Here is a 9,164-nt window from a genome sequence, read left to right on the forward strand (position 1 = left end):
GGTGCGACGGTCTACGTGACTGCGTACCCATGCCGTGGCCGCTTCCGCTTCGTTGGCCGATAAGTTTGTGTCCTGGAAAAAAGCTCCGTGCCCCGCTAATCCTTGCTGCGTGCTGTTGTCGCTCATAACGATCTCCTTGATCCGTCAGTCTTCCTGGCTCTCGAGCCAGTCTTCGTAATCTTCCCGCTTTTCATCAATGAAATCCTCGATAACGTCAAAGAGGTTTTCATCCATGGTCTCCAGAGACTTCAGCACACCCGTCATTTCCCAGATGGTGTACATCTCTACGGAAGTTTTCAGGGATACTTCCCATGCCGTTTCTACTGTTTGCAAGGTGCGAACCGGGATTGCCTTGCGCAGAATCCGCAAATCTCCTTCAACTTTCTGAATATTGGGACCCCAATCCGGGAAATGATCGGGTTGGATCATGTCAGGAGAAAGCTGGTTACCCGTAGTAATCAGTTTGAGCATTACGCGACCAAAGGGGCGCAACACATCTTTGGCAGATTGCATACCATGGCGAATGGATACTTCGCGCATGATCATGACCAGTCCACCGGGTGAATTTTTGAAAGGGCAACGTGCTGCACAGGTCATACACTGAGCACAGGCCCAGATTTTTTCCTGCATGGCGTCATAAATCTGTTCCACGTTTTCGGTCCAGAGCAACTGGACAATTTCACGGGGACTATAATCGTAGAACTGCGCCGACGGGCAGGTAGCCGTACAAATGCCACAATTCAAACAGCCATTGAGTTCGTGGTCATAACGAAAATCCGCACGGATCTCGTCAAACATCTCTTTCATTTCAGCGTAAGTCGCCATCTACTCGCTCCTCGCTCGTAATTAATACGTCATACCTGTTCGACCCGCAGCGCAGATCATTGGTTCAAATAAATAACGTGATATCGGACTCACCGGCGAATTCAAAAAAGGCCGCTGCACCGCCTAATTCAATCCCGTCAATAAAATCAGCCGTATCAAACTCGAAAAGATCGACTGTCATCTGACAAGCGATCATTCTTACTTCAGCTTCAACACATAGCTCGCGCAATTCATCCAGACTGGCTACGCCCTTGGCTTTCATTTTGCTTTTCATCATGGATGTAGCCATTCCTTCCATACCCGGTAACACCATCATCAGGGTAGGCATGGGAACAGGCATCGGCATGGCCGGGTTACCCAGGGGGCTGACGCGCAGATGACTCAGATCTTTTTTGAGCAATTGCAGACCGTAAAAGGTGAAGAAGATTTCCACGCTGTAGCCCAGGGCTGCAGCTGTGGATGCCAGGATAAAGGGAGGATATCCCCAATCGAGGGTGCCTTTTGTGGCAACAATCGCCAGTTTTTTCTCGTCCATTTTCTACTCCTGGTCAGGCCGTCAGCCCAACCTCATTCAATTATGCCTTCTGGATGAAGAAGATAAATTCGCCAGCTGCTTCAGCATGCTCCAAAAGAGGATTCTTGGTCTGCTTGGCAAATGCTTCAAAATCTTTCACCGCGCCAGGATCAGTGGCCACGATCTTCAAAACCTGACCGGAAGTCAGCTCACCGAGAGCCTTTTTGGTGCGCAGGATGGGCAAGGGGCAATTCAGGCCACGTGCGTCGAGTACTTGATCTTCTTGTACCATGGTTTAACCTCCTAAGGTTATTGATGTCTGAAAACTACCTGCAAGACTGTATCAGGAAAAGGGGGAACAGCAAGGCAAATATTTTGATTTGATGATTAAGCACCCCTATTTTAGAAAACGCTAATCAACCGGGTAACTGACCAATAGGCAGTCCACGATTCGCCCAGGCTGAAATTCCACCACGCAAATTAAGCACTTGCCCAAAACCCTGAGCAGCGGCAAAAGCTGCGGCCTGGGCTGAACGTCCACCACTGAGACAATAAAACACCACCGTTTTGGATTTATCCAACTGCTGTAGAGACATCGGCAGCATGTGTAAGGGTACGTGCTGGGCGCCTTCGATGATACCACGTGCCACCTCAGCAGGAGAACGCACATCCACCAGAATGAACTCATCCCCTTGATCGCTCAAGGCCTTGAGTTGATCTGCCGTGATTTCCTGAAAACCGTACATAAGCTATTCACCAATTAATAAAATAATGTCATCTGCTAGCTTACACCATGTATTCGTTCACGTGTAGCACCATTATCCGCCCAAACGCATCATGAATATCCGCGAAGAACGTTCTGGATCGGTGACAAATTCGTGACGTTCGGGTTTATCCTGCCAAATCCTTTCGCGGATTTCATCGGCAATTTCTTCGTCCCTGCTGCTGCCTCTCAGCAACGGTAGCAGGTCCATACCATTTTCCTGGCCCAGACAAAATACCAGTCGGCCACTTGCAGTCAGGCGTACCCGGTTACAGGTGGCACAAAAATTATCGCTGATGGGCGTGATAAAGCCGATTTGCGAACGCGGGTGCTCTGCAAACTGAAAAAGCTGGGCGGGACCATTATCCGTCGGCCGAAAGGCCGGATATAAGGTGCCCAACTCTGTTTCGATGAGCGATTTTGCTTCGCTTGCACTCAAAAACTCAGTGTTTTGAGCCTCACTACCGGCTTGTCCAAGGGGCATGGTTTCAATAAAACGGATGTCGATATGCTGCGCCAAAGCGTAGCGCACCAGATCACCAAGATTATGACCGTTTTCGGTACGCATGAGCACCACATTCAGTTTAATACGCGGAATCCCAGCACTGATTGCGGCAGAAACACCTAGTAGAACCTCTTGCAGATTTCCACCTCGGGTGACCCTGGCAAATACTTCCGGTTCCAAACTATCGAGGCTGATATTGAGGTTATTGACTCCGGATTGTTTCAGCAGTTCGGCCTTACGGGCCAGTAACAGACCATTGGTGCTGACACTGATTTTACCAATCTCATGATGATGGGCAGCAGCAATCAGAGCAGGCAAGTGCGGGTGTATGAGGGGCTCACCACCAGTAAAGCGCATGTGGCGCACACCCAAGCCTGCAAAAATCCCGATCAGGCGATCATATTCTTCGACCTGAAGGTGATCTTTTCTGGCGAAAAAAGGGGTACCTTCTGCCGGTGAGCAGTAGGAGCAACGGAAATTACAGTGCTCCGTAACGGAAACACGCAGGTAAGTAATGCGCCTCCCGAAACGATCCGCCAGAGCGGATTCCCGTGCCGGTAGAGCAAACACTTCCTGCGCCATATCCATTCACCTCAGCAATACTTAAAAAACTATACTAGACCTCTTTTCAGACTCAGTTCAACATTGCTGGCGGCCATGATACAAATTGATGACGTGTTGGGCCTCAACAAAAAACAGCCAGCGTTCTACACCAATACCAAAAACAACGGACACAATGGCAAGCCATGCAAAAAATAATTGCCCGGTCAGAAAACCAATGACCAGAGCGGCCACCGGGATAATGAAGGCAAATATATACATCATGAATTTAATACTGCGCGCCTTGGCACTGGGCAAGGTATGCCCGAACTCTTCCGTCAGAAAGGTACCAAAAGTGTGCCCCTGTTCGAGGATTCGCACCGTTGAACGGTTGAAACCGGTAGCCGTACGAATGGTAGGGCCATTTGGCCGAGCGATCCAGAAATAATATATACCTTTCATCACCGCAGCAGCGACCAGCAGGCCCAGGGCGATGCCCACCAGGGTGAGCGCCGGTGCGCCCATGATCATTCGCTCGGCAGCCAGAATCGTGGCACCAATAGCCAAACCCATAACGTAAAAATTAGCAGGTACAAGGGCTGTATTCCATTGGCGAATGGTTCTGAGCACGGCATAAATCATGCCTTGACAGAAAATGGTAATCAGACCAATCAGGCCGGCCAGATTCGCCAGAATCAAACCTACCGTATCCTGCGTACCTGCCGTGAAAAACACCCAGACCAGATAGGCAAAAGCAAACGGATAATATAACACCGCAAAAACACCCTCGCGGGCCAGCCAGGAGGTGCGCCAGCGCGTAAAAGCCCGCCAGGCGTTCTTGGGGTTCGCCAGATGCGCGGTAGAAGACAGCATACCGATGCTGACAAAAACCAGCGAGAGAATGACTGCCACCATGGTCTGCAAGGGATTTAACCCGCCATCAATCTGAAAATCATTGATGATGGCCGTCAAGGCCATAATGCCAAAACCACCGCCAGAAAAAAGCGTCAGAAAAATAACTGCGAGTGCCGGATGCATGGTATCTCCTTAACGCTCAACAACGCGGTTGACCCATTCTTTCACTTTACGAACTGCTTTTTTCTTCAGTTCTTCAGTGGGGATCGGGGCATGAACACGGGGCGGCAAATAATGGTTGGTAGGGTTGTAATTCAGTTCGGGCATCAGTTGATAGCCACCCCGATCACGCACCGCACGACTAACTGGACTTTCCGGATCGTCCAGATCGCCGTACATACGGGCATGAGCCGGGCAAGTCAGCACACAGGCGGGCTGTCTTTCTTCTTCCGGTATTTCCATATCATAAATACGGTCAATACACAGGGTGCATTTTTTCATGGTTCCGGACACGCGATCCAACTCGCGGGCGCCATAAGGACAAGCCCAGGAACAATAATTACAACCCATGCATTTGTTCTGATCGACCAGAACAATGCCGTCTTCGGCGCGCTTGTAGGAAGCTCCAGTGGGACAAACCGTCACACATTCGGCATTTTCACAATGCATACAGGACATAGGAAAATTGACGGTTTTGTTGTAGGGATAGTCCCCTATTTCAAAATGCCGGATCCGATTGAACCAGACCCCGGATGGCTTGGCACCGTAGGGATCATAATCGGTCAGCGGTGCCGTGGTACCACTGGTATTCCATTCTTTGCAAGCCACCGCGCAGGCATGACAGCCCACGCAAGTGTCCAGATCAATGACTAAACCGAGTCTCATAATAGTCTCCTTGGCACGTCAGGATTTCAGATTGACGGGCTTGTGGGTATGGTAGCGCAGCACGTCAGGTGCTGGGGTATCACCAGGTAAAGGCTTCATGGTTGGGAATACGGGCCAGGTGCCTTCTTCTCCTGGTGCCGCCGGATATATTTTGACCATCAGATCGTACCAGGCCGCCTGGCCGGTAATGGGGTCGGAATTGGTCAAACGTCTTTCCCCCTGCTTGGCTGGCAGCAGTTCGGAAATCAGGTGATTCATCAGGAAACCGCGTGTTGCTTCAGCGGCTTCCGGCTTCAGACCCCAGGCTCCCGATTGTTTACCAATAGCATTCCAGGTCCAGACGGTATCTTCCTGACAACCTTCTATCAGCTTGACCTGCACCCGGATTTTACCATTGTGACTTTCCACCCATACCCAGCTTTTATCGACAATACCCATCTGCTCACCGCGCTTGCGGTTCATGTACAAATAGTTCTGGGCGATAATCTGACGCAGCCAGGCATTCTGACTATCCCAGGAGTGGTACATCATCATGGGGCGCTGATTGACGGCAAAGAATGGGTATTCTTTTTTGTCCACGCGCTGCTGTTCAAGCGGCTCATAAAAAGCAGGCAACGGATCAAAATAGGTAGCCAGACGCTCGCGGTCCACCGGATCTTTAGGTTGTGGACCATCGTACAGACCCATGCCCGCCAGGCGGAAGCGCTGGAAGGTCTCAGAGTACAACTCAATGATGATGGGATCAGCCGTTGGGTTGAAACCAATACGCTGGGATAACTCCAGGTATTCCTTGTTGGCAAAGCGATAAAATGCCATGGACTCCGGCAGGTGATATTTAAAGAACCCCTGGTTTTCAATGTAACGATCCCATTGATTGGGGTTTGGTGCCCCACGCAAGTGGGTTTCACCATCTTCACCACGCCAGCCCGCCAGGAAACCTATACCAGGAGCACGTTCGTAGTTGATGATGAAATCTTTGTAACCAGAAAAACGGGGTTCTCCATTTTCCTTGGTAAAGGCCGGAAATTTGAGACGACCAGCAATGTCCACCATGACTTCCTGCCAGGGACGCACATTACGGTCGGGCTGGAGAATCGGGTGACGGATGGAATCACAAATCGCATCCGGCTCGGAAATCGGGCGATCCAGCAGTGAGATGGCATCATAACGTTCCAGATAGGTGGTATCTGGCAGAATCAAATCGCCGAAATTGACCATTTCCGAATGGAAGGCGTCCACCACCACCAGAAAGGGAATATTGTATTCGCCATTCTCGTCCTTGGATTTCAGCATATCCTGAACATTGGCCGTGTTCATGGTGGAGTTCCAGCTCATGTTGGCCATGAAGAAAATCAGGGTATCAATAGCATAGGGGTCTTTATTAACCGCATTGGTGACCACCATGTGCATTAAGCCGTGGTTGGCTATAGGTGCTTCCCAGGAGTAGGCCTTATCAATGCGCTTGGGCTGACCATTTTCATCAATAACCAGATCTTCCGGTGCGGTGGGAAAACCCAACGGCGAAGACTTGAGTGGCGTATTGGGCGCACTGTGCTGAGCGGGTTTGACCGCTGGCGGCACGGGCTTGGGGTAAGGCGCCTTGGATCTGAAGCCTCCGGGACAATCAATTGTACCCAGCAATACCTGCAGCAAGTGAATGGCCCGAGCTGACTGCATACCATTGGAATGCGCCGAAATACCGCGCATGGCGTGCATGGAAACCGGACGACCAATGAACTTGTCATGCTTGCGTCCAGCCCAGTCCGTCCACTCTACGTTGATTTCAATACTTTCCTTGAAAGCTACATGCGCCATTTCCAGCGCCAGTCGTTCAATGGTCTCGGCTGGAATGCCCGTGATTTTACTGGCATTTTCCGGAGAAAATTCGTCGCTGAGATAACGTTCCGCCAATATCGACATGACCGTACGCACCGGTCTGCCGTCGGGGGCTGTATATTCTCCAAACATGGCACCGGCCGTACCCGCCTCCATGCCATTGGCGAAGCTTTCTTTCTGGATATCCCAAATCATGGGATGACCTTCTGCATCGCGCAGAATCAGACCATCTCCTGCTTTGCCGGGCGTGTTAACGACCAGAAAAGGGGCATTGGTGTAGCGTAACAGGAAATCCCAGTCGAACTGTTCGTTCTGAAGCAGAACATGGACCATGGACAGCGCGAGCATGCCATCCGTACCAGGCTTGATGGGCACCCACTCGTCAGCAATGGCCTGATAACCCGTACGCGCAGGATTGATTCCGACAAACTTGCCACCATGACGCTTAAGCTTTTCCAAGCCGATTTTCAAGGGATTGGAGGAATGATCTTCGGCCACACCCCAGAGCATGAAATACTTGGTGCGATCCCAATCCGGATCCCCAAATTCCCAAAATGCGTGACCCAGCATATATAATCCGGCAGTAGCCATATTCACCGAACAGAAGCCGCCATGAGCCGACCAGTTCAGGGTGCCAAACTGCTGCGCCCACAATCCGGTGAGTGCCTGCATCTGGTCACGCCCCGTAAAATAGGCGAGTTTATTTGGATCCGTGGCCCGAATATGAGCCAATCTTTCGGTCAGGGTGTTAATAGCTTCGTCCCAGGAAATTTCCTCGAACTCTCCAGCCCCACGCTCAGTACCAGGCTTACGCCGCAGTGGATTACGCAATTTACCCGGCGAATACTGCTTCATGATGCCAGCAGAGCCTTTGGCACAAAGCACCCCCTGATTGATGGGGTGGTTGCGGTTACCCTGGATAAATCGCACCTTATTGTCTTCTACAGTGACTTTGATGCCACAACGACAAGCACACATGTAGCAAGTGGTGTACTTGATTTCTTGCTTGCTGTGGTCTTCAAATTCCATAACCGTAGCCATATTTGTACCTCGCGTCTGGCTGCAACAAATCGGGGACATCCCGTTATCGCCGAAATCTTGGCGGAGCGTGCCTGATAAAGCAAGTCAGCGTTTTTGATTTTGTAATAAGTAGTCCTTATTTGCTTTGTGGTGGGGACGATGATTAGTTTAGTGGCGCTTAGTCCAAGGAGATGCATTCATGATTCGCAACGATTTCAAAGAACATTCCCGCATTACCGTGACCTGGAAGGATAAGGAAGGTAAATTGCGCCCCGGTAATTTCTACGTATATGCCCTGCTCAAGGATGCCCTGATCGTTCGTGCCACCGACAAAGATGGCCTGCTGCGCAAGCTACCTTATGGAGATGTGCTGCGCGTGGTGAAATTCCAGGATGTTGCCCCCCAGGATCGTTACATGATTCCGGATGAAATTCTGAAGGAAGCCAGCTGGAAAGACACCGATGTTATGATGCGTTATAGCTCCAGTCCGCATCGCGGCAAATAGTTGCCGTTCACGAACGGGCCTCTCTTGTCCAGAGGCCCGTCTTGCCGCCTTCCTTTTTAAGCAGGCGGATGTTACTGATGACCATACCCCTGTCTATTGCCTTGCACATATCGTATATGGTCAGCAACGCAACGGATACGGCAGTTAATGCTTCCATTTCCACGCCGGTTTGCCCTGCACAGTGTACTTCGGCACGACAAACAATGCGGGCGGGGTCAGCTTCAGGAATAAGATCCACCTGAACAGCCGTCAAGAACAACGGGTGTGCCAAAGGGATCAGCTCCCAGGTTCTTTTAGTGGCCTGGATGGCGGCTATTCTGGCAATTCCGAGCACATCGCCTTTATGAATCTGCCCTTCGGTGATGTGGTCGAAGGTGCTTTCTGCCATGTTGATTTCGCCTTCTGCAACGGCAATCCGCGTACTCACCGCCTTCGCGCCCACATCGACCATGTGGACTTCGCCCTGCGCATTAAAATGATTCAGATTTTCAGGAACCGACATGAATCTGGCACTCCTTTTGCTTGCAATTTGAACATATTCGAATGGCTCTGGAATTTCTTATGAAAACCAAAAGACAGCTCTGGCTGTGGATAATTCTCTGTTGTTTCGCCTTGCCAGCGCAAGCCGATTTACGCTTTCTGTTGCCTCCAGTCAGCAGCCCGGCCGTCATGTATGCCGCATTCACTCCGCTGGCCAACTATTTAAGTCATGCCATTGATCAAAAAATCACGCTGAGCTTCAGCGCCAATCTACAAAGCTTTTACAATCAGGCCGACCGAAACACTCCGCAAATGGTACTTTTTTGTCCTATTGCCTACATCCGCAGCGCGCATCAACAGGCTTATTACCCACTCGCCGGTGTGATTCCCACGCCCGGTGGAAACCATAGTGTTATTGTTGTGCGCCATAACAGCC

11 protein-coding genes are annotated in these 9,164 nt (G+C 50.8%); 2 read left to right on the plus strand and 9 right to left on the minus strand.

Annotated features, from left to right (window positions below):
• Positions 1-144: 144 nt before the first annotated feature.
• From HJG40_RS11725 to HJG40_RS11760, 8 genes are all read right to left on the minus strand, one after another.
• Positions 145-825: a 4Fe-4S dicluster domain-containing protein gene (locus tag HJG40_RS11725; protein WP_010637278.1), complete on the minus strand. Its 681-nt coding sequence runs from the start codon at positions 823-825 to the stop codon at positions 145-147.
• A gap of 64 nt (positions 826-889) precedes the next feature.
• Positions 890-1,360: a sulfur carrier protein DsrE2 gene (gene dsrE2, locus HJG40_RS11730; protein WP_010637276.1), complete on the minus strand. Its 471-nt coding sequence runs from the start codon at positions 1,358-1,360 to the stop codon at positions 890-892.
• Positions 1,361-1,400: 40 nt separating this feature from the next.
• On the minus strand, positions 1,401-1,631 hold the full coding sequence (locus tag HJG40_RS11735) for a sulfurtransferase TusA family protein (protein ID WP_010637274.1): 231 nt from the start codon (positions 1,629-1,631) through the stop codon (positions 1,401-1,403).
• A gap of 124 nt (positions 1,632-1,755) precedes the next feature.
• Positions 1,756-2,085, minus strand: a complete 330-nt coding sequence (locus HJG40_RS11740; RefSeq protein WP_215864364.1) for a rhodanese-like domain-containing protein — start codon at positions 2,083-2,085, stop codon at positions 1,756-1,758.
• Between the two features lie 72 nt (positions 2,086-2,157).
• Complete coding sequence (gene moaA / locus HJG40_RS11745) at positions 2,158-3,189, minus strand: GTP 3',8-cyclase MoaA (RefSeq protein WP_215864365.1); 1,032 nt, start codon at positions 3,187-3,189, stop codon at positions 2,158-2,160.
• A gap of 57 nt (positions 3,190-3,246) precedes the next feature.
• Positions 3,247-4,185 carry a dimethyl sulfoxide reductase anchor subunit family protein gene (locus HJG40_RS11750; RefSeq protein WP_215864366.1) on the minus strand — a complete coding sequence of 313 codons (939 nt, stop codon included), beginning with the start codon at positions 4,183-4,185 and terminating at the stop codon, positions 3,247-3,249.
• A gap of 9 nt (positions 4,186-4,194) precedes the next feature.
• Positions 4,195-4,887, minus strand: coding sequence for a 4Fe-4S dicluster domain-containing protein (locus tag HJG40_RS11755; RefSeq protein WP_010637265.1), 693 nt, complete (start codon positions 4,885-4,887; stop codon positions 4,195-4,197).
• A gap of 18 nt (positions 4,888-4,905) precedes the next feature.
• A complete protein-coding gene (locus HJG40_RS11760; protein ID WP_215864367.1) occupies positions 4,906-7,764 on the minus strand; it encodes a molybdopterin oxidoreductase family protein in 2,859 nt (952 codons plus the stop codon).
• Between the two features lie 178 nt (positions 7,765-7,942).
• On the opposite strand from HJG40_RS11760, the gene HJG40_RS11765 reads away from it, so the two are divergent.
• Positions 7,943-8,248 (plus strand): hypothetical protein, encoded by a 306-nt coding sequence (locus HJG40_RS11765; protein WP_215864368.1) that lies wholly within the window; start codon positions 7,943-7,945, stop codon positions 8,246-8,248.
• Positions 8,249-8,255: 7 nt separating this feature from the next.
• Here HJG40_RS11765 and moaC read toward each other — a convergent pair whose 3' ends face one another.
• On the minus strand, positions 8,256-8,750 hold the full coding sequence (gene moaC / locus HJG40_RS11770) for a cyclic pyranopterin monophosphate synthase MoaC (protein WP_215864369.1): 495 nt from the start codon (positions 8,748-8,750) through the stop codon (positions 8,256-8,258).
• A gap of 59 nt (positions 8,751-8,809) precedes the next feature.
• Between moaC and HJG40_RS11775 the strand changes: the two genes are divergently transcribed.
• Positions 8,810-9,164: PhnD/SsuA/transferrin family substrate-binding protein (locus HJG40_RS11775; protein WP_215864370.1), on the plus strand; the 355-nt coding region annotated here is incomplete at its 3' end.

It is taken from the genome of Acidithiobacillus concretivorus (assembly GCF_018853445.1).
Classification (GTDB): domain Bacteria; phylum Pseudomonadota; class Gammaproteobacteria; order Acidithiobacillales; family Acidithiobacillaceae; genus Acidithiobacillus; species Acidithiobacillus concretivorus.

Coding starts and splice junctions, on each gene's coding strand:
- HJG40_RS11725 (WP_010637278.1), bottom strand. CDS start 825: ATGGCGACTTACGCTGAAATGAAAGAGATGTTTGACGAGATCCGTGCG.
- dsrE2 (WP_010637276.1), bottom strand. CDS start 1,360: ATGGACGAGAAAAAACTGGCGATTGTTGCCACAAAAGGCACCCTCGAT.
- HJG40_RS11735 (WP_010637274.1), bottom strand. CDS start 1,631: ATGGTACAAGAAGATCAAGTACTCGACGCACGTGGCCTGAATTGCCCC.
- HJG40_RS11740 (WP_215864364.1), bottom strand. CDS start 2,085: ATGTACGGTTTTCAGGAAATCACGGCAGATCAACTCAAGGCCTTGAGC.
- moaA (WP_215864365.1), bottom strand. CDS start 3,189: ATGGCGCAGGAAGTGTTTGCTCTACCGGCACGGGAATCCGCTCTGGCG.
- HJG40_RS11750 (WP_215864366.1), bottom strand. CDS start 4,185: ATGCATCCGGCACTCGCAGTTATTTTTCTGACGCTTTTTTCTGGCGGT.
- HJG40_RS11755 (WP_010637265.1), bottom strand. CDS start 4,887: ATGAGACTCGGTTTAGTCATTGATCTGGACACTTGCGTGGGCTGTCAT.
- HJG40_RS11760 (WP_215864367.1), bottom strand. CDS start 7,764: ATGGCTACGGTTATGGAATTTGAAGACCACAGCAAGCAAGAAATCAAG.
- HJG40_RS11765 (WP_215864368.1), top strand. CDS start 7,943: ATGATTCGCAACGATTTCAAAGAACATTCCCGCATTACCGTGACCTGG.
- moaC (WP_215864369.1), bottom strand. CDS start 8,750: ATGTCGGTTCCTGAAAATCTGAATCATTTTAATGCGCAGGGCGAAGTC.